Raw genomic sequence first — 20581 nt, 5'->3', positions numbered from 1 at the left:
AGCGAAACACGGTCCGGGTGCAGAACTGCACCTGGACGCGCCGATGACTTTTGGAGAATTGAAGATGTTGGGACTTTCCCGGCGCGAGCTGCTGCTTGGATCAGCGGCGGCAGGTGCAGCCTTTGCAACCGGCGGACTGGCAGCGCGCGCTGCCAACAGCCCAGATCACACGCTGACCATCTCCCCATATGAACACGGCCTTCTGCCGGGAACTATCACCCGCGACATGATGAGTTTCGCTCCAGATGACCCGCCGCCTGTCTTGCGGATGAGACGGGGCGAGAAGGCCTTAATTGACGTCCAGAACACTTTGGATGAGGCAAGCGTGGTTCACTGGCACGGCCTCAGGATCGCCAACGCGATGGACGGTGTGCCGTATCTTACCCAACATCCGATCGAAGCGGGTCAGTCCTTTCGATATGCGTTTACCCCGCCGGATGCGGGCACCTTCTGGTACCACCCGCATTGCAACACATTGGAGCAAATGGGCCGTGGCCTGACAGGTGTACTGATCGTTGACGAAGACGAAGACCCGGGGTTCGATCTGGATGTACCGCTCAATATCCGGGACTTCCGTCTTGGCGGCGATGGTCAATTCATTGAAATGTTCAAGGCCCGCAACGCCGCCCGCGGCGGCACATACGGCACTGTCTCAACGGTGAATTGGCAGATTGGTCCGGTTTATGAGGTGCCAGCAGGCGGTCTGGTCCGGCTCAGATTGGCCTTAACCGATGTCACGCGGGTCGGGACATTCGGCGTTGAAGGCGGTGTGTCTCAAGTGATAGCGCTCGATTCCAATCCGCTCCCCGGACCGATGTCCGCAGGAAATATACTGTTGTCTCCCGGTCAGCGGGCCGACGTCGCCTTGCGGGTTCCTGATGACGACGGCGAAGAGGTGACGCTCTTCCTGCGGCGGCCAAATGGAGACAAAGCACTGGCGCGCTTCAAGGCAACCGGCGCAAGCGCAAACCGCCAACTGGCAGATCTCAAACCTCTTCCAGCCAATCCGGTCCCGAAACCGGACCTTCGCAATGCAGAGGTGATCGACTTTGTCTTTGGCTGGTCACCAGAAGGGGATGCCCCTCAAGCCAGTATTTGCGGATCTCTTGGCTATACGTTCTGGTCAATCAACCGCAAGGCCTGGCCAGGTGATGTGCCGGGACCGCTTGATCCGCTGGCCCGGATGAAACTCGGCAAATCCTATATTCTTAGATTGCGCAACGAATCGCCCAATGCCCATCCGATTCACCTTCACGGTGTTTCATTCCAGTTGCTTCGATCCAACAAGCGCAAACTGCCACCGCTCGTGACAGATACGGCTCTGTTGCTCGAAGAAGAAACGATGGAGGTAGCGCTGGTAGCGGACAATCCCGGCGACTGGGCCTTTCATTGCCACGTGATCGAACACCAGAAAACCGGCCTTGCTGGTTTCTTGAGAATTGAAAGCTAGATCAGAAAAGCATCAGACAGAAAACGAGATGCTCGGCACCGAATGCACGGAGCGGTTGGCGGATGCATAGCTTTCCATCTGGTTCGACCGGTCAAGCGCTGTTTGCGCGTATGCCTGATGGGTAATCAGCAGATGCGCAGTGCGCTCGGAATAAGCATGGGGCTTAGTTTCGACCGGTGAAGCAACAGCCGCTGGCGTGGCTTCTGTGCTGGTTGGAACAAACTCCGGCTGCGAGCGGGGCTCGCTATCGCCAGCCGGGGGAACATCAGCCGCCGGACGCTGACGGATTTTCGGCGGCCGGATGGCGATGATCGGTTGAACTTGCATTTACGTCTTCTCCGGTTTGGGCCAGTCCATGGCCAATCTGTTCGGAGGTCCGGCATCTGTCCGGAACCAAGATCACAATAGCTCTTGTTCCGAAATGAAACTGTGTTTTCAGTCACAGTTCGCCGTTCTGCTGAGATCCACACGCATGCGCCTCAAAAACGAAAAAGGCCCGAAGCAAAAGCTCCGGGCCAAGGTGTCCAGTGGTACGTCTGGAAACGTCAAACCTCACCGCTCCGTCTTCAGGACGTGACCGGCCCCCCGCTGGCGGGGAAGGGCAGCGGTCGCCCGGTAGGTGTTGACCCCGGTGAGGGGTTCTGTCTGCCTGCCGGACCTTGCCTGAAGCTCACCATCGCGGGTGGCGATCAAGTGGGCGAGAAAAATCGAATTCGGGCGATACCGGCCCGCAAATGCATCCTGCTTGCGTTCAAGAACCGGCTCGAGCGGGACCGGCAAATGCGAAGAAAAGGCCGGTCTGCGTTCGCTCTCCGTCTCACCGACAGAGGGACGCTTGCGCCTCACATTGGCACGGCCGGTTGATGTAACAGGGTTCACTCGCACGTTTTAACGCCTCATTGTGTCAGAATGGCACGCTTGTCGCGGCTCTCCCTCTGACCTCGCAACTCATGTGCCAGTTTAACGAGGCGTTAACCTTTTGTCCGCAGAAATCGGCCATTTCCGCCCTCAAAAAGTTAACAGATTGATCAAATTTAGGACATTTCAGGCAAAAACCGGGGATAGTGGTGGAAACATCAATCCCGTCTTGAAACTTTGCGTTTCAATTTTCCGGCAGTGATTCCCATGTTGGAAAACCCTGTGTTTGCCAAGTTCTCCCGGTAGCGTTTCCGAGGCAGTGACCAAAGCGTCCAATCGGCTAGCCCGAAAAACGCTCCCGGTAGGCCTGGGGACTGACACCAAACCGGCGCTGGAACGCCTGCCGTAAGGTTTCTTCCGTGCCGAACCCGCTGCGGCTTGCAGCTTGCGCAACCGGGCGGTCCTGCTCAAGGAGTTGACGGGCCTGATCGAGCCGCAACTCTTCGAGTGTGCGCATCGGGCTGCGGCCGGTTTCTTTCTTGTAGTGACGGGACAGTGTGCGCGGGCTCATGACCGCCTGTTCGGCCATGTCATTCAAGGTTATGGGGTTCTGGAGATTCTCGATCATCCAGGCATGCAGCTGATCAAAGCGGCCGCTGTCGTTTTGAAGTGTCAACGCGGCACTGAATTGGGATTGCCCGCCGGGACGTTTTAAAAAAACGACAAGCTGCCGGGCAACCTGCAGCGCCAGTTCCCGGCCGAGATCTTCTTGAACCAGAGCAAGGGCAAGATCTATTCCGGCCGTCACGCCCGCAGACGTCCAAAGACTGCCGTCTTGAACATAGATCGGATCGGCTTTCAACCGGACTTCCGGAAACCTACGTTTGAATTCGGCACAGCGCTGCCAATGCGTTGCGGCCTGTTTGCCATCCAGAAACCCGGCTGTCGCCAGCAGAAACGCACCGCTGCACACAGAAGCAATCCGCCGGGCATTTGTGGCCCGTGCAGTCAGCCAGCCGAGAATTTCCGCATCTTCACACAGGCGGTCGATCCCGTACCCACCTGGAACCAGGAGAGTATCGATGACGCTATCATCGTTCGGCAAGGGACCTGCGAGAAGCGCAAGGCCGCTGGAACTCTTCACCGGAGAAAGCGCCGACACCGTTTCAATCTCATAGGCAGCGGTTTTTCCAGCCGCGATCAACTGTTCATTGGCCGAGGCAAACACCTGCATCGGCCCAGTGATGTCCAGCACCTGGACCGCGTCATAAGTAAGAATTTCAATACGGCGTGTCATTTGGCTTAAATTTTGGGGTAATTGTCCAGATCGCCAGATGGTGGGCTGCTATCACGGGCCTGTCAATATGGAGGTTCTCATGACACTGTCTTTCGGAATTCTGATCTTTCCAAATGTCCAGCTGCTTGATGTTGCCGGACCGAACGATGCATTTGCAGCCGTGCCGGGCGCGAAGGTTCATTTGATCTGGAAGAACCGCGACCTGGTTACAACGACCAGCGGCATGGAAATCCACGCAAATACAACGTTTTCAGAGTGTCCGAAGCTCGATGTCCTGTGCATCCCGGGCGGCGGAGGTGTCAATCCGCTTTTGCGAGACGATGAGGTACTGGAGTTCGTTCGCCGCGCGGCGGCAAGCGCTAGGTATGTAACTTCCGTGTGCACCGGATCGCTGGTTCTTGGCCGCGCCGGGCTGTTGAATGGCAAACGCGCGACCAGCCACTGGAACGCTGTCGACTTCCTGCCGCAACTGGGCGCCATACCGGTCCAGGAGCGGGTGGTGAAAGACGGCACTCTCTATACGGCCGGCGGCATCACATCCGGCATCGATTTCGGACTGGAAATCCTTGCTGATCTTCTGGGAAAAGAAGAGGCAAAAACCGTCCAACTCGCGCTTGAATATGCCCCGGCCCCACCGTTCTCATCCGGCACCCCGGAAGACGCGGCACCCGAGATCATCGCCGAAGCACGACGGCGCATGGCGCACTCCCGCCAGGAACGGCTGGCCCTGTTCGGTGCGCCGGTTTGAAGCCTCTGCCGCCACCAAACGAATGCAACATCTGTAGATGCCGTCCCGGACTTGATCCGGGATCTGCATCCCACTGAATTGGCCTGGCTCTAGGCCGGAACATCAGCTTTACCACCGTATCACCCGGCCAACTCTCTCCTCAGTGACAATCCTGTCCCGACGCGATCGCAGACATACAATCCGATTCGCTTCACATTCTGAGAGTTGTTGCGTTGGAGTAGCGGTATGGATCCCAAGACCTGGACCTGAGAGGTCAACGCGTGGACCAGCGCCGAGCGATTTCCAATGGCGTCATCACGGCTTTGTAAAATTGCGGTAAGTATCTGTATAAACTGGACTGATCAGAACGTGTTTAGGCTGCGCGCATCTGCTTTGCGACGCTTTTTGGGTTTTGCAATCAAATGATCACGGACTGTCTAAAGCCGGACTTGGGTAAGCCAGCTCCAAGTATGGTGTATGGTATCAGTGATTATTGTAAGGTGACGTACATGTGTTTGGCAGTTTGACCTTGGACCATTCGGATTGATGGAGATTGATATGACACCAAGACGGGCCGCGCTGCGAATGGTGGCGATTGTTGCCGGTACGATGATGGCAACACCGGCTTTGGCCGCATCTTGTATCACCAGCAAGGGACAGTTTGGGGCCTATAAACAGCAGCTCGCGCAACAGGCCTCAGCGTCCGGTGTCCGGCAACGCGGTCTGCAGGCGCTGCAACAGGCTAAACTCTCTGGTATCACGTGGCGGTTTGAATCAAACCCGGCGTCTCAATCCAGCATGCGCTATCGCAGTCCGGAACAGTTTTTAAAGAGCCGCTTTTCCAGCGTGAATACATTTGTCTCCGGTGCGAAACGCAAACTCAAGCAGAACGCCAGACTGTTTCAGTCCATTGAAAAACGCTATGGCGTGCCCGGCTCGATCCTTGTGGCCATTTGGGGATATGAGACCAATTGGGGCGGGTATACCGGCAACACCCGTATTGTGAGCGGTGCCGTCACCTTGGCTTCCTATTGCCGCCGTCATCCGCGCTTTGAAGACGATGCGATTGCCGCCCTGCAACTGGTCGACCGGGGTCTGATCACCGGCAACAGCCGCGGCGGCCCATCAGGTGAACTCGGGCACATGCAGTTTTTGGCGGGCAACTGGGTGCGGTTTGCCGTCGACGGCAATCGTGACGGCCGTGCGGACCCCAACAATGCAGCAGATGCGCTTGCGACAGCGGCAAACATGCTTCGCCGCAACGGTTGGCGGGCTGGACGGTCTTTCGCGGACGGGTCAGCCAATTTCCGGGTTCTCTCGACCTGGAACGACAGCGGCAACTATCAGCGCGCCATCGCCTACGCTGCCGGATTGATCGACCAATAAGATCAGCTCGCAAGAACAGCAGGTCCTGGAATGAAGAAAAACGGGCGTCTCGAGGCGCCCGTTTTGTTTCTATATCAAAGAGCATCGAGGTTTCCTGAGACCACCCCTGCCCGCTTGAACTCAGTTCGTCACAAGGTTCCGAAGCACATAGTGCAGGATACCGCCTGCCTTGATGTATTCCAGCTCATCTTCGGTATCGACGCGGCACAGGCACTCGATGGTTTTGGTGGTGCCGTCCTCGTAGGTAACCTCCACATCCATCATCTGCCGCGGCTGGATGTCGGCAATGCCCTTGATGGTCACGCTTTCCTTGCCGGTGATGTTGTGCGACTGCCAGCTTTCTCCCTCCTTGAAGGTCAACGGGATGACGCCCATGCCGACAAGGTTTGACCGGTGAATGCGTTCGAACGATTGTGCGATGACGGCACGCACACCCAACAGCTTGGTGCCTTTCGCAGCCCAGTCGCGGGACGAGCCGGTGCCGTATTCCTTGCCCGCGAACACCACGAGCGGGCGGCCCGCTTCCAGGTATTCCATGCAGGCGTCGTAGATCCACTTTTCCTGGCCATCCTTCATGGTGACGCCACCTTCAACACCCGGAACCATCTGGTTCTTGATACGGATATTGGCGAAGGTGCCACGCATCATGACCTGGTGGTTGCCGCGCCGCGAACCGTAGGAGTTGAAGTCCTTGCGGGCGACCTGATGCTCGGAAAGGTACTGACCTGCCGGGCTGTTTTCCTTGATGGCCCCCGCCGGAGAGATGTGGTCTGTGGTGATTGAGTCCAGGAACAGGCCCATGACCGCCGCGTTCTCGATATCCTCGAGCGGCTTCGGTTCCATGGTCATGCCTTCGAAATAAGGCGGGTTTTGAACGTATGTGGATCCGGCCGGCCAGCCGTAGGTCATGCCACCTTCCACCTTGATACCCTGCCAATGCTCATCGCCCTTGAAAACGTCGGAATAGCGTTCGCGGAACATTTCTTCGGTGATAGACGAGCGGATCAGCGCGCTGATCTCTTCAGTGGTCGGCCACAGGTCCTTCAGGTAGACCGGGTTGCCATCGCGGTCTTCGCCTAGCGGATCTTCGGCCACATTGATGTGCATGGATCCGGCGAGCGCATAGGCAACCACCAGCGGCGGCGAGGCCAGATAGTTGGCGCGCACATCCGGGTTGACCCGGCCCTCAAAGTTCCGGTTGCCGGACAGCACCGAACAGGCGACCAGATCATTGTCGTTTATGGTCTTGGAAATCGCTGGATCGAGCGGGCCGGAATTGCCAATGCAGGTGGTGCAGCCATAGCCCGTCAGGTTGAAGCCCAGCGCATCGAGATCCTTCTGGACATCCGCCTTTTCCAGATAGTCGGTCACGACCTGCGAGCCCGGGGCTAGCGAGGTTTTTACCCACGGCTTGACCTTGAGACCCTTTTCCAGCGCTTTTCTGGCAACCAGCCCCGCGCCGATCAGAACGGAAGGGTTGGAGGTGTTGGTGCAGGAGGTGATCGCGGCAATCACCACATCGCCATCGGCCAGGCCATGGTCGCGGCCGTCAACGGCATAGCGCTGGTGAACCTTATCGAGAACACCCGTTGCGCCTTCATCGACAAACCGGGACTCGGGTGTTGAATCCGGCACCGCGCCAGCGCCGCCCGTTCCCTTGATCTCTTTGAGCGCCTTGGCGAATTCCGGCGCGGCTTCAGACAAGGTGACACGGTCTTGAGGGCGTTTCGGGCCGGCCAGCGACGGCACGACAGTCGAGATGTCTAGTTCCAATGTGTCGGTGAACGCCGGTTCTTCAGATCCCTCGCGGAACATGCCCTGCGCCTTGGCGTAGTTTTCCACCAACGCAATGCGGTCCTTGTCACGGCCGGTCGCTTCCAGATATTTCAGCGTGTCACTGTCTACGGGGAAGAAGCCGCAAGTCGCACCGTATTCAGGGGCCATGTTGGCAATCGTCGCCGCATCCTCGAGCGACAGATTGTCGAGGCCCGGTCCATAGAACTCGACAAACTTGCCGACAACACCCTTGGCACGCAGCATCTGCACCACGGTCAGAACCAGATCGGTGGCGGTGATGCCTTCGTTCAGCTTGCCGGTCAGCTTGAACCCGATGACCTCAGGGATCAGCATGGAGATCGGCTGGCCGAGCATGGCCGCTTCTGCCTCGATACCGCCAACACCCCAGCCGAGCACGGCAAGACCGTTCACCATGGTGGTGTGACTGTCTGTGCCGACCAATGTGTCCGGATAGGCAATTTCCTCGCCGTTTTCCTGTTTGGACCAGACGGTCTGGGCGAGATATTCCAGGTTCACCTGGTGGCAAATGCCGGTTCCCGGCGGCACTGCACGGAAATTGTCAAACGCGGACTGGCCCCAGCGCAGGAACTCATAGCGTTCGCCGTTGCGCTCATATTCCAGTTCCACGTTTTTCTTGAACGCATCGCCGGTACCGAAATAGTCGACCATCACGGAGTGGTCGATCACCAGATCCACCGGCACCTGCGGGTTCACCTTTTGCGGATCCCCGCCGAGCTTCACCGCCGCATCGCGCATGGCGGCCAGATCAACAACGGCCGGGACGCCGGTAAAGTCCTGCATCAGGACGCGCGCTGGCCGGTAGGAGATTTCATGTGTGGATTTGCGCGTCTTTAACCACTCGGCGCAGGCCATAATGTCGTCTTTGGTCACCGTGCGCCCGTCTTCGAAACGCAGCAGGTTCTCCAAGACAACCTTCAGTGAAAACGGCAACTTGGAAACACCCTCAAGACCGTTCTTCTCAGCCTCGGGAATGGAAAAATAGGTGTAGGTCTTGCCACCGGCAGTGAGGGTTTTCTTACAGTTGAAACTGTCGAGGGACTGGGTCACGACGTGTGGTCTCCTTCGCATCCATGGCAGCCTCGCCGCGTCTTGCCGGCCGCCGGTCTACACATTTCGCGGGCTTTTTGGAAAGAAAAGCCATTTCATCCCAAAAGGTTCCGCAATGGACGTGAACAGAGCCTCTCCCCCATTCTTGTCCCTAAGAAACTCGCGAGAGTCCTATACAAAATTCCGAGCGGTTTCACCAGAACAGGTGCAACACCCAAGGCAAAAGACGGCTTCAAAAATGCATTATCTCCGCCCGGCAGGCCCATTAAGGAAGCAGGACCTCGTTTCCGATGGAGATGTATATTAATTACGAAATTACAAGGGCTTCTGCACCGAAGGGTGACTTGTGGCATCTATCGGCAGACACCGTTGACTTGTCCTTTGGAAGCACCAATCAATCCACGTCGTCGTCGTCCGCCATATAGGCATACCATAGATCCGACCGCCGTTCGCGAGTCAAGCGTTCGGCTTCGGCGAGACGCCATTCGTGGATTTTCTTGTGATTGCCGGATGTCAGGACATCCGGAATGGTCAGGCCCTCGAACTCCGCCGGGCGTGTGTAATGGGGATGTTCGAGAAGACCAGTTTCGAAGCTTTCCGTATCGGCGCTTTCCATGTTGCCCATGACACCCGGGATCAGGCGAACGATCGCATCCAGCATGGTGATGGCACCGATCTCACCGCCCGACAGGATGTAATCCCCGATGGAGATCTCCTCCAGCTGGCGCGTTTCGATCACCCGCTGATCGACGCCTTCAAACCGGCCACATACGATAACCGCACCCGGCCCCTCGGCCAGTTGATGTGCTTTTGCTTGCGTAAACGGTTTTCCGCGGGGGCTCATCAGAATACGGGGACGCGGATCTTCAACCGGAGCCGCGGCATCAATAGCTTTCGCCAGAATGTCCGCCCGCAGCACCATGCCAGCACCACCGCCTGCCGGGGTGTCGTCGACAGACCGGTGTTTATCGGCCGCAAAATCCCGGATCTGGCTGGTTTCAATATCCCACAGACCTTTCTCCAACGCACGGCCGGACAGGCTTTGTCCGAGTGGCCCTGGAAACATGTCAGGGTAGAGCGTGAGAATGGTTGCCTTGAAGGCCATGGGAGCACCGCCTGTTTGCCGCAGTAGGCCAAGTTAATGCCGGGCCAGCCTTAACGATCCATTTACCAAGTAAATTGGTAATTCTGTTGCTGTTTACCCGCTTTAGGAGTTTGAAAGCTCTGATTAATCGTCCTTGTGCTAAGTGACAAGGAGATAACAGTCAGGTGGTCTGTCGTGCGCCGTTTCCCGAGGATAAAATTCAAGCTTCCAGACATCTTTCTTCTTCGGGAAGATCCGCATTTTATTGAGCTGTCTATAGGCCGGATTCTTCCTCTTGCGGCCTTGATTGGTTTTGGTGTTCTTGTCGGCCTCGTTTTTGAGACCGGCGTTAGCCACCCCTACGACAAAGTTCTCCATATCGCGTTTTTCGCGCTTTTGACCCTATCGATCCATGCCTTGTTTTGCTGCCGGTTGCGGATCTCCGCTTTCATCGCGATGAGCCTCGGCGTCCTCGGCGAAATCGTACAAGGCATGCTGCCGCATCACCAAATGTCGGTGCCGGACATCGTCGCAAACGCAATCGGCGTGTCGCTCGTGATTGCTCTGATCGCGCTGATACGTTCGGAAACCCGGCAGGCGTTGAGTGACGAAACTAATAACATTGATCTTGGGGAAATGGGTTTGAAACCCGTGCCGACCCGTTATCTGTCCGGCGAATCGGTCGATGATTCCGGATCCGGCTTTTCATCCGACAAATAGTCTTCCGGAAGATCAGCAACCACAAAGCCGCTGTCCAGATTGATCGTTGGAACAAATTCCTTGGTGAAGGGAATATAGAAGGTTTTGCCGCGTTTCGGCCGGATCTCAAAGAGATCGCCCGCACCAAAGTCCTGAACCGCCACGATCTTGCCGAGCAGTTCACCCTGCGGGTCCTTCACATCCAGTCCGTTCAGGTCGGAATAGTAGAACTCGTCTTCGTCTGTCTCAGGCAGCTGGTCCCGGTCGATATAGAGCTCGGTCCCGTTGAGTTCTTCTGCCCTGTTGCGGTCGGTCACTTCCTTGAATTTCGTGACGACAACCGTCTTTTGCACCCGCGCACTCACCACTTCGAAGGACTGCTTGCCGTCCTTTGTCGTCAGCACACCATAATCGGTGAAGGAAAGCGGGTCATCGCCAAACGGCTTGACCCGCACTTCCCCGCGAACGCCATGCGCCGCGCCGATTTTGGCCATCAGCACCTTTTGTGTCTCTTTGGAGCTCATTTCAAAAGGCCCTCAAGCCGGATATCTATGCGGCGTATGCAGTCTTACTCGGCAGCAGCTTCTTCTGTAGCTTCAGCAGCAGCGGCAGCAGCTTCTTCTTCAGCAGCCTTCTTCTCGTCGAGACGCTCTTGCGCCTTACGGCCGAGCTGGGCCTTTTTCGGGTTGTTGCGCGCTTCACGCTTCAGGAGACCGGCAGCATCCAGGAAACGGTGCACGCGATCGGTCGGCTGTGCGCCGTTGCCGAGCCAGTACTGGATCCGCTCAACGTTCAACTGAACGCGCTCTTCGGAATCCTTCGGCAGCATCGGGTTGTAGGAACCGACTTTTTCGATGAAACGGCCATCACGCGGAGCGCGGATGTCAGCAACAACGATGCGGTAGAACGGGCGCTTCTTGGAACCGCCACGTGCAAGGCGAATTTTCGTAGACATTTTATTTCTCCAGTTTGTTTCAATTGCCGGCTTCAGCGGCAATGGCTTCATGGTGCCGGATCACTTCATGAACGATGAAGTTCAGAAATTTCTCGGCAAAGTCAGGATCGAGATTGGCGTCGGCTGCGAGTTTCCGCAGCCGCTCGATCTGAATTTTTTCCCGCGCCGGATCAGCCGGCGGCAGGTCGTTGGTGGCTTTCAAAACACCTACTTTTTGGGTGCATTTGAAGCGCTCTGCGAGCATGTGAATGAGCGCTGCGTCGATGTTGTCGATTGAACCGCGCAGCGATGTCAGCTCATCGAGAGCTGCGCTTTGGCCCAATTGGATTTCAGCCTGGCTCAACGTTTCTTACCTTTCCCCATGCCGGGAAGACCGGGCATCTTGGGGCCTCCAAGGCCTGGCAATCCTGGCGGCAACCCCGGACCGCCAAGACCCGGCATGCCGCCCGGCAGACCTTTTGGCAGGTCCATGCCGCTCGGCATCTGGCCGGACTTGGCCATCTCTTCCAGCTGCTGCGCATCGACATCCGGCATGCCGCCGCCCATGCCGCCCATCAGCTTTCCGAGAATGCCTTTGCCCTTGCCCATCTTCTTCATCATGTCCGCCATCTGGCGGTGCATCTTCAAAAGCTTGTTGACCTCGGCCACCTGCACACCGGAGCCGGCGGCAATGCGCTTCTTGCGGCTGGCTTTCAAAAGGTCTGGCTTCTTGCGCTCGGTCGGGGTCATCGACTGGATGATCGCGACCTGACGTTTGAACATCTTGTCGTCGAGACCCGCTGCGTCGATCTGCTTTTTCATTTTGCCGACGCCCGGCAGCATGCCCATCATGCCGGACATACCGCCCAGCTTTTCCATCTGCTTGAGCTGCTCGGCGAGATCTTCCAGGTCGAAATGACCCTTCTGCATCTTCTTCGCCATCTTTGCGGCCTGTTCCGCATCAATGGCTTCGGCCGCTTTTTCGACGAGCGAAACAATATCGCCCATGCCGAGGATCCGGTCGGCGATCCTTTTCGGGTGAAAGTCTTCCAGTGCGTCGGATTTTTCACCTGTACCGATCAGCTTGACCGGTTTTCCGGTGACCGCCTGCATGGACAGGGCCGCACCGCCGCGCCCGTCACCGTCCATACGGGTCAGAGCAATACCGGTGATGCCAACGCGCTCGTCAAAGCTTTGCGCCAGATTGACGGCGTCCTGACCGGTCAAACTGTCGGCAACAAGAATGATTTCATGCGGGTTGGCGGCGGCCTTGACCTCGGCCATCTCCACCATCAGCGGTTCGTCGATATGGATCCGGCCGGCGGTGTCGAGGAGAACCACGTCATAGCCGCCGAGCTTGGCAGCGGACATCGCACGGCTGGCAATCTCGACCGGGCCCTGGCCTTCGATGATCGGCAGGGTGTCGACATCGTTTTGCTCGCCCAGGATTTTCAACTGCTCTTGCGCGGCCGGACGGCGGGTGTCGAGCGAGGCCATCAGCACCTTGCGCTTGTCGCGCTGGGTGAAACGGCGGGCAATCTTGGCGGTGGTTGTGGTCTTACCGGAACCTTGAAGGCCGACCATCATGATCGCGACCGGCGCCGGTGCATTCAGATCAATCGGCTGAGCGTCCTCACCAAGCATTTCGATCAGCTGGTCATGGACAATCTTGACGACCATCTGGCCGGGCGTAACCGACTTGACGACTTCCGCGCCAACAGCCCGATGGCGAACCTTGTCGGTGAAAGACCGGACGATCGGCAGGGCAACGTCGGCCTCGATCAGCGCGCGGCGGATTTCGCGCATCGCTTCATTGACGTCATTTTCCGACAGCGCACCGCGGCCGGTGAGCTTGTCAAAAACGCCGCTTAATCGATCGGACAGGCTTTCAAACATCAAAGGGTCCTTGGCTCAAATTTTCCGGGAATTCTCCCGAACCATATGGGGAACCGGCCTTTAAATCCAACCGAATGCGAGAACGCAAAGCAGTTTGACACCCGAGGGCGCATCGCGCTGTCGGATGTGAACCTCCGGGAACTCTTTACACCTTTGCGGGTCCCGGTCGGCGGATTGAAATGTCAGTCACTCATATGGAGTTCGCGGGCTTATGCCGGAAAGGGGGGAGAGAGTCAAGGATGGCTGCCGATTTCTGGTCGTTATAGCATCAAATGCAAACCCTGTTTCCGGTATTCAGCCGGCGCGCGCCGGGAAACACCATTCAAACATATCGGTTTGACCACCCTTAAAACAACAAAACGGCCCCCGGATCACTCCAGGAGCCGCCTTGAAAAACTGATGTGAGAGCTGCTTATTCTGCAGCGGTCTCTGCAGCTGCTGCTTCTGCTTCGGCCTTCTTGGCTTCAGCTTTAGCGGCCTTGACGGCAGCGGCTTCCGCACGGGCGCCTTCGTTGAGGCGCTTGGAGCGGGCGTTGGTGTTCTCTGTGATACGGGCAGACTTACCGCGGCGGTCGCGCAGGTAGTAGAGCTTCGCACGGCGGACTTTACCGCGGCGGACAACCTCTACGCCTTCCAGCATCGGAGAGTAGATCGGGAACACACGCTCAACGCCTTCGCCGTAGGAAATCTTGCGAACGGTGAAGCTTTCGTTGATGCCGCCGCCGGAACGCGCAATGCATACGCCTTCATAAGCCTGTGTACGGGTCCGGCTACCTTCGGTGACCTTCACCAGAACGCGGACGGTGTCGCCCGGAGAAAATTCAGGAAGCTTACGTTGAGCTTCGATTTTCGCCATTTCTTCAGCGTTAAGCTGCTCGATGATATTCATGGCATGTTTCCCTTTTCAATTACAAAGCGGTCAGAGCGTCCTTGGGATCACAGGTGCCAAGAACGGGTTCACCAGCTTTGGGCCATGTTGTATATCCGCCGGATTTTTATGGAGTTCGGCGCCCGGTAAAAGACATCGACCAGAACACAAAGCTTCCTGCCGGAAGATAAGCATTCATCCAACTTGGGCGGGCGTATACAGGATTTTCGGGCCGTTGTCATGCGGATTCTTGCGGTTTATCTGAGAAGAAGCTCGCAGAGGTCTGCACTTCGTCCGCCTGAGGAACCGTCTGTCCGGAATACGCGATCTTTGGTGACCACATTTCAGGATCACTCACGGCTCGACAATGCCGAGGCACTAACTTGCGTGTTTCCGAGCCTCCAGAACAACACAACCTGCTGAAAACTAACGCAAGGTCAAAAGACTCGCGCAGCTTTTTAAAAAGCCGCTTGACTCTCTACCCGTTCTCCGGAATCAATAAGAACAAATAGAGAACAAAAACCAGCGTGATTGGAATCAACGTGCACAATGTCCGCCGCATCCGAACATAGCACATCTCTTGCCGAGCTGCGTCGCCGCATTGCGGATCTTGAGGGTCGCCTCCCCTTTAAGGCGCAGTTTGGTCCGGCCCCTGCGACCGCCGCCAACCCGCAGGGGCCGGACAGTTTTTTGAAAGACCGTCCGCCGGACGGAAGGGCACAGGCTGAGGGCTTCGAAGCTGAGCCACCCGGAAAGGGTGGATCAGACGATCTGGCCGCCCGGTGCCCCTTGGGGCTGGAGACACTCGATCGGCTGTTTCAGTCCGGCAACAGCTTGTCGGGCAGCGGACTGAAAGTGGGTGCCTTACATGAGGTGGTCAGCTCCGAAAGCCGCAATGCCGGGGCGCTCAGCGGCTTCGGCCTTGCGCTTCTTGCACGGCTTCTGGCCATAAGGCCCGGGCCGGTTCTGGTGGTCCAGGATATCCGCGCCACTCAGGAATCCGGCCAGTTTCACGGCGCCGGACTGCTGGACTTCGGCATTGATCCGGCCCGGTTGATCGTGGTGCGGGCGAGAAAGCTGGAAGACGTTCTGTGGTGCCTTGAGGAAGGCGCGTCCTGCAGTGCCCTTGCCGCCGTTGCCGGCGAAATCCAGGGCGGGGAGCGTCTCGTGGATCTCACGGCAAGCCGCCGTATTTCCCTGCGGGCCAGCCGCAGCACGGTCCCGGTCATCTTGCTCCGTCATGGGGCAGCACAAGAACCGACCGCAGCCGTCACCCGCTGGCAGATTTCTCCGGCCGCCTCAAAGGCTCCGGAGTTCTTGGAAAAAGCACCCCATGCGGGCCTTGGAGCGCCAGCATGGCACATTGACCTGACGCGGAACCGGGAGGGCCGTCCCGGCCGCCTGACCGTGGAGTGGGACCATGCGAGACAAACATTTGCCGCACCAGCGCATTCTCTCGCTCTGGATCGCGGATCTTCCCTGCGACCGGATCCTGCGCCGGCTGCGGGTCAGCTCCACACCCTCCGCCCGGCAGGCTGAACCGCCGCTCGCCGTTTTGGAAAAAATCCGGGGAGCCCGCCGAATTGTCTCCATGAATGACACCGCAAGGGCCTGCGGCTTGCGCCTCGGCGAGGCGGAAGCCGATGCCCGCGCCCGGATCCCGCATCTTTTGTGTGAAGACGCCGATCCGGAAAAGGATACCGCCCTATTGGGCGCGGTCGCGGACTGGTGCGCCCGCTACACGCCTTTGGTGGCCCTCGACGGCAAGGATGGGTTGTTTCTCGACATCACGGGCTGCGCACATCTCTTCAAAGGAGAAGAGGCCCTTTTAAAAGATGCCTTGGAACGGCTTCACCGGCAGGGGTTTTGCGTTGCCGGTGCGATCGCTGGAACCGCAGGGGCGGCCTGGGCGCTCGCCCGCTACGGTTCCGGCGGCGTCTTGGCGGACAGCCAAGAACGGCAAGCCCTTGCCCCCTTGCCCCTTGCAGCTCTTCGGGTCTCCTCTGAAGCCGTCTCCGGCCTGAACCAGGTTGGCTTGAAAACCATTGGTCAGCTGTATGACCGACCGCGTGCACCGCTCACAAACCGCCTTGGCGCAGACCTCATCCTCCGGCTTGATCAGGCGTTGGGGTGGCAAGGAGAAGCGATTTCTCCCCGGTTCGAAGCTCCGCTGATTTCCGCAGAGCGGCGGTTCTTCGATCCCATCTCACAGCTGGACGACGTCAAGGCAGTCGCCCTCTCCCTGGCCGGTCAGGCCGCCAAGGCTCTGGAACGCCGGGTCGAAGGCGGCCGCGTCTTCGAATTGAGCCTGTTCCGGGTCGATGGCGCGGTTCAAAAATTCCGCGTCGGCACCAGCAGCCCATTGCGCGACCCAAAGCGCGTCCTCCGCCTGTTTGCCGAAAAACTGAAGGCCGATGAAGGGGCAATCGATGCCGGCTTTGGCTACGACCTTGTCCGCCTGGATGTTCTGGTCGCCGACAAGGCCCCGGCCGTTCAATCGGCGCTGACAGCGAACGGCGCGGTGGAAGCCAATGCCAGCCTGGACGATCTGGTGGACCGGCTGGGCGCCCGCTTGGGCTCTGAGCGTGTCACCCGGCTTTTGCCGGTCGACCGGCACCTGCCGGAAAGCCAAACCGGGTATGTGCCCGCCGCCTTCGCCCGGCAAGACGCCCTCGTCTGGTCCGGATTTTTAAAAAGCGCAGCTGCTCCCGATCTTCACCGCGCGCGCCCCTCAGCCAATCCTCAACTCGGGTTTGCCGAAGACACCCGTCCGGCCGAGGAGGCAAAGCCTTCCAGCTGGCAGGAGGGCCTGATGACACGTCCCTTGCGGCTGATCGAACCGGCAGAAGAAGTCGAGGCTCTGGCCATGGTTCCGAACGGACCGCCGCTGAGGTTCCGCTGGCGCCGTAGCATCTACCAGGTCGTCCGCTCAGAAGGTCCGGAACGCATTGCTCCGCCCTGGTGGATTGGCGCGAGCGACCGGCCCTCGGAGGCCAAGGAGGGCGTAACCCGGGATTATTTCCGCATTGAAGACACCGAAGGCCGGCGGTTTTGGCTCTACCGGGAAGGTCTTTATGAACGGGAGACAAGTCGCCCGCGCTGGTATCTGCAGGGTCTGTTCGCATGACACGGCGCCCTTCAATCACGGAACCGCCCGCTTATGCGGAACTGTGCGCTGCGACCAATTTTTCCTTTCTTCATGGCGCCTCACATCCGGAAGAACTGGTGCTTCAAGGCGCACACTTGCAGCTGGCCGCACTTGGCATTTGTGACCGCAATTCCATGGCCGGTGTGGTCCGGGCGCATATGGCGGCGAAAGAGACCGGTTTGAAGTTCGTGCCCGGTTGCCGTCTGGCGTTTCTCGACGGCAAACCTGACCTTCTGTACTGGCCGAAAGACCGTGGGGCCTATGGCACCTTGACCCGGCTTTTGACCATCGGCAACCGGCGGGCGGAAAAGGGCGCCTGTCATCTGACCCTGGATGACGTGAGCCTGCTCTGCCCGGGCTCTCCGGCCGCCCTGATCCTGCCGCCGGGCCTGCCGGATCCAGATCCGGTCCTTAAGGTGCTGGAGAAGCTGAAAAGCCGCTTTGAAGGCACCCTCCGCCTTGCCGTCGCCCTCCACCGCAAGGCGGAAGACCGGCGGCGGCTCGCTCTTGCCCGCAACATCACGCATACGGCAGGTGTGCCGATGCTGGCCATCAACGACACGCTCTATCATGCGCCGGACCGGCGCCCCTTACAGGATGTTCTAACCTGCATCCGCTTGCACGAGCGGCTGGAGACCGCCGGCCGGCAACTGCAGCAAAATGCCGAACGCCACTTGAAGCCGGCAGAGGAAATCCTGCGTCTTTTTGAAAGCGATCCGGCGCCATTGCATGAAAGCCTGAAGATCCTCCAAGAGGTCCAGTTCTCGCTGGATGACCTTCGATATGAATACCCGGAGGAACCGGCCGGGGAGAGTGCCAGCCCGCAGGCCGAACTGGAGCGGTTGACCTTGGAAGGTGCCAAACGGCGCTACCCGGAAGGAGTTCCAAACAAGATCCGATCGACCATAGATCATGAACTGAAACTGGTCGCAGACCTCGACTATGCACCGTATTTTTTGACCGTCTACGACATTGTCCGGTTTGCCCGCACACGCGGCATCCTGTGCCAGGGCCGGGGATCGGCCGCCAACTCCGTTGTCTGCTTCTGCCTTGGCATCACCGAGGTTGATCCAACCAGAGCAGATCTCCTGTTTGAGCGCTTCATTTCACCCGAACGGCGCGAGCCGCCGGACATCGATGTCGACTTCGAGCACGAGCGGCGGGAAGAGGTCATCCAGTACATCTATGCCAAATACGGCCGCGAACGCGCCGGGCTTGCGGCCACCGTCATCACCTACCGGTCCCGCTCCGCCCTTCGGGAGGTCGGTAAGGTGTTCGGCCTTTCCGAAGACGCGATTGCGTCCCTTGCCGGGACGGTCTGGGGGCGCGCGTCGGCCGGAACCGAAGAGGCCCAGGTGCGCGAGGCCGGGCTGGACCCGTCAGACCCTCTGATCACACAAATGCTGGAACTTGCCCGCACGCTGATCGGCTTTCCCCGGCATCTGTCTCAGCATGTTGGCGGCTTTGTCATCACCCGTGGCCGGCTCGACGAGGTCATTCCGATCCAGAACGCGGCCATGGAAGACCGCACTGTGGTGGAATGGGACAAGGATGATCTGGATGCGCTCGGGATCCTGAAAATCGACATCCTTGCGCTTGGCATGCTGACAGCAATCCGTAAGGCCCTCACAATGCTGTCGGAAAACTATGGCCAGGATCTCACCATCTCCACCATCCCGGCTGAGGAGAAACCCGTCTACGACATGCTATGCCGGGCCGATTCTGTCGGCGTTTTCCAGGTTGAAAGCCGGGCCCAGATGACCATGCTGCCCCGGCTCAGACCTGAAAAATTCTATGATCTCGTCATCGAGGTTGCCATCGTCCGGCCCGGCCCGATTCAGGGTGACATGGTGCACCCTTACCTGCGCCGCCGGCAGGGCAAGGAACGTGTCAGTTACCCGAGCAAGGAGCTCGAAGCCGTGCTTGGCAAGACCATGGGTGTGCCGCTGTTTCAGGAACAGGCAATGAAGATCGCCATTGTGGCCGCCGGGTTCACGCCCGGCGAAGCCGACAAGCTGCGCCGCGCGATGGCGACCTTCCGAAGGGTCGGCACAATCGGCACGTTCCAGACCAAGATGATCGAGGGTATGGCGAAAAACGGCTACGACCGGGACTTTGCCGAACGCTGCTTCCGCCAGATCGAGGGCTTTGGCGAATACGGGTTTCCCGAAAGCCATGCGGCAAGTTTTGCGCTCCTCGTTTATGCCTCGTCCTGGATCAAGGCCTATTACCCGGATGTCTTTTGCGCAGCACTTTTGAATTCCCAGCCCATGGGGTTTTACGCCCCCGGACAATTGGTCCGCGATGCGCGCGAGCATGGTGTGGATGTGCGCGAGGTTGATATCAACCTGTCAGACTGGGATGCGAAACTGGAACCTGGCTGGCAGGCGGCCCGGCATCTTCACCCCCGCCACCGGGAGATGAAGGAGATCGTGCGTACCGATCATGCGGTCCGGCTCGGCTTCCGGACCGTCAAAGGCCTCAAGCAGGACGATATGGACAAGCTGATCGTGCATCGCGGCGACGGCTATGACAGCATCCGGGATCTCTGGCTGAGATCCGGCCTCAGCCGCCCGGTGATCCTGCGCCTTGCCGAGGCCGATGCGTTCCGCTCACTTGGTCTTGACCGGCGTGCGGCGGTCTGGGCGGCGCAAGGTCTGGAAGCCGGCAATCAACGCGACCGGCTGCCGCTGTTTGATGTTGCTGATTTTGGGGACTTGCGGCCAGAACCAGACGCAGACCTGCCGCCGATGTTGCCAGGCGCCCATGTCATGGCCGATTACCAAAGCCTGAGCCTGTCCTTGAAAGCCCATCCGGTTGCTTTTGCCCGGCCTGCGCTCGCTGGTCAGCGCGTTGTTCCGTGCATGAACCTGCCGGATGTCCGCCAGGGCCGACAGGTTTCCGTGGCCGGACTGGTGCTGGTCCGCCAACGGCCCGGCTCGGCCAAGGGCGTCATTTTTCTAACGTTGGAGGATGAAGGCGGCATCGCCAACATTATTGTTTGGCCGAAGGTGTTTGAAAAATACCGGCCACTGGTGATGGGGGCCCGCTTCTTGAAGGTTTCAGGGCGCGTACAAAATGAAGCCGGGGTCATTCATGTAGTGGCAGATCATGTCGAGGACGTCACCGCGCTGCTTTCCGATCTGTCCGACAAGTCCCTGGACGATGCAGGCCTTGCCCGTGCGGATGAGGTTAAACGGCCCGTGATTGAATTGACCGAAAAGATCAAGCCCGCCAGCCGCCTGGTCCAGCTGATCCGCGATGTTCCGGAACTTCGAAAGGATGTCGCACAGATCAAACCGCACAAGGCCGCCGCACTTGAACGGCAAACAGTGAAAGCTCTGCCCGGCGGGCGGAATTTCCACTAGA

17 protein-coding genes are annotated in these 20581 nt (G+C 58.6%); 7 read left to right on the top strand and 10 right to left on the bottom strand.

Annotated elements, in window-relative coordinates:
- Positions 1 to 64: 64 nt before the first annotated feature.
- Positions 65 to 1450 (top strand): multicopper oxidase family protein, encoded by a 1386-nt coding sequence (locus SADFL11_RS18515; RefSeq protein ID WP_008195019.1) that lies wholly within the window; start codon positions 65 to 67, stop codon positions 1448 to 1450.
- Positions 1451 to 1462: 12 nt separating this feature from the next.
- On the opposite strand, the gene SADFL11_RS18510 is transcribed toward SADFL11_RS18515, so the two are convergent.
- From SADFL11_RS18510 to SADFL11_RS18500, 3 genes are all read right to left on the bottom strand, one after another.
- A complete protein-coding gene (locus SADFL11_RS18510) occupies positions 1463 to 1777 on the bottom strand; it encodes a hypothetical protein (RefSeq protein ID WP_008193111.1) in 315 nt (104 codons plus the stop codon).
- A 225-nt stretch (positions 1778 to 2002) separates the two neighbouring features.
- Positions 2003 to 2335 carry a hypothetical protein gene (locus tag SADFL11_RS18505; protein ID WP_209002649.1) on the bottom strand — a complete coding sequence of 111 codons (333 nt, stop codon included), beginning with the start codon at positions 2333 to 2335 and terminating at the stop codon, positions 2003 to 2005.
- Positions 2336 to 2648: 313 nt separating this feature from the next.
- Complete coding sequence (locus SADFL11_RS18500) at positions 2649 to 3605, bottom strand: GlxA family transcriptional regulator (RefSeq protein WP_008196871.1); 957 nt, start codon at positions 3603 to 3605, stop codon at positions 2649 to 2651.
- 79 nt (positions 3606 to 3684) lie between these two features.
- On the opposite strand from SADFL11_RS18500, the gene SADFL11_RS18495 reads away from it, so the two are divergent.
- Both SADFL11_RS18495 and SADFL11_RS18490 read left to right on the top strand, forming a co-directional pair.
- Positions 3685 to 4353 (top strand): DJ-1/PfpI family protein, encoded by a 669-nt coding sequence (locus SADFL11_RS18495; RefSeq protein WP_040452648.1) that lies wholly within the window; start codon positions 3685 to 3687, stop codon positions 4351 to 4353.
- Between the two features lie 537 nt (positions 4354 to 4890).
- Entirely contained in the window at positions 4891 to 5718 is an 828-nt protein-coding gene (locus tag SADFL11_RS18490) for a lytic murein transglycosylase (protein WP_040452649.1), read from the top strand.
- Positions 5719 to 5838: 120 nt separating this feature from the next.
- On the opposite strand, the gene acnA is transcribed toward SADFL11_RS18490, so the two are convergent.
- Together acnA and trmD are read right to left on the bottom strand one after the other, a co-directional pair.
- On the bottom strand, positions 5839 to 8583 hold the full coding sequence (gene acnA / locus SADFL11_RS18485) for an aconitate hydratase AcnA (protein ID WP_008195505.1): 2745 nt from the start codon (positions 8581 to 8583) through the stop codon (positions 5839 to 5841).
- Between the two features lie 394 nt (positions 8584 to 8977).
- Positions 8978 to 9688 carry a tRNA (guanosine(37)-N1)-methyltransferase TrmD gene (gene trmD / locus SADFL11_RS18480; RefSeq protein ID WP_008193612.1) on the bottom strand — a complete coding sequence of 237 codons (711 nt, stop codon included), beginning with the start codon at positions 9686 to 9688 and terminating at the stop codon, positions 8978 to 8980.
- 174 nt (positions 9689 to 9862) lie between these two features.
- On the opposite strand from trmD, the gene SADFL11_RS18475 reads away from it, so the two are divergent.
- Positions 9863 to 10387, top strand: a complete 525-nt coding sequence (locus SADFL11_RS18475; protein WP_040451154.1) for a VanZ family protein — start codon at positions 9863 to 9865, stop codon at positions 10385 to 10387.
- Here SADFL11_RS18475 and rimM read toward each other — a convergent pair.
- The 5 genes from rimM to rplS form a co-directional block, all read right to left on the bottom strand.
- Positions 10330 to 10890: a ribosome maturation factor RimM gene (gene rimM, locus SADFL11_RS18470; protein ID WP_008196803.1), complete on the bottom strand. Its 561-nt coding sequence runs from the start codon at positions 10888 to 10890 to the stop codon at positions 10330 to 10332. The two genes, SADFL11_RS18475 and rimM, sit on opposite strands and share 58 nt — an antisense overlap.
- Before the next feature lie 44 nt (positions 10891 to 10934).
- A complete protein-coding gene (rpsP, locus tag SADFL11_RS18465; protein WP_008196794.1) occupies positions 10935 to 11321 on the bottom strand; it encodes a 30S ribosomal protein S16 in 387 nt (128 codons plus the stop codon).
- A gap of 19 nt (positions 11322 to 11340) precedes the next feature.
- Positions 11341 to 11664, bottom strand: a complete 324-nt coding sequence (locus SADFL11_RS18460; protein WP_008192608.1) for a chorismate mutase — start codon at positions 11662 to 11664, stop codon at positions 11341 to 11343.
- A complete protein-coding gene (gene ffh, locus SADFL11_RS18455) occupies positions 11661 to 13196 on the bottom strand; it encodes a signal recognition particle protein (RefSeq protein WP_008188932.1) in 1536 nt (511 codons plus the stop codon). Before ffh ends, SADFL11_RS18460 begins: the two co-directional genes overlap by 4 nt.
- 412 nt (positions 13197 to 13608) lie before the next feature.
- Positions 13609 to 14085 carry a 50S ribosomal protein L19 gene (rplS, locus tag SADFL11_RS18450; RefSeq protein WP_008194724.1) on the bottom strand — a complete coding sequence of 159 codons (477 nt, stop codon included), beginning with the start codon at positions 14083 to 14085 and terminating at the stop codon, positions 13609 to 13611.
- A gap of 528 nt (positions 14086 to 14613) precedes the next feature.
- Between rplS and SADFL11_RS18445 the strand changes: the two genes are divergently transcribed.
- From SADFL11_RS18445 to SADFL11_RS18435, 3 genes are read left to right on the top strand one after another with little or no spacing between them, the layout of a single operon-like run.
- A complete protein-coding gene (locus SADFL11_RS18445; protein ID WP_008195512.1) occupies positions 14614 to 15603 on the top strand; it encodes an ImuA family protein in 990 nt (329 codons plus the stop codon).
- Positions 15485 to 17191 carry a Y-family DNA polymerase gene (locus SADFL11_RS18440; RefSeq protein ID WP_081450521.1) on the top strand — a complete coding sequence of 569 codons (1707 nt, stop codon included), beginning with the start codon at positions 15485 to 15487 and terminating at the stop codon, positions 17189 to 17191. Before SADFL11_RS18445 ends, SADFL11_RS18440 begins: the two co-directional genes overlap by 119 nt.
- Positions 17188 to 20580, top strand: a complete 3393-nt coding sequence (locus SADFL11_RS18435; protein ID WP_008189181.1) for an error-prone DNA polymerase — start codon at positions 17188 to 17190, stop codon at positions 20578 to 20580. Before SADFL11_RS18440 ends, SADFL11_RS18435 begins: the two co-directional genes overlap by 4 nt.
- Position 20581: the final 1 nt, after the last annotated feature.

The organism is Roseibium alexandrii DFL-11, from assembly GCF_000158095.2.
In the GTDB taxonomy this organism is placed as follows: domain Bacteria; phylum Pseudomonadota; class Alphaproteobacteria; order Rhizobiales; family Stappiaceae; genus Roseibium; species Roseibium alexandrii.
Note: the sequence above shows the minus strand (reverse complement) of the source record. Positions and strands in the feature narration are given on the sequence as shown.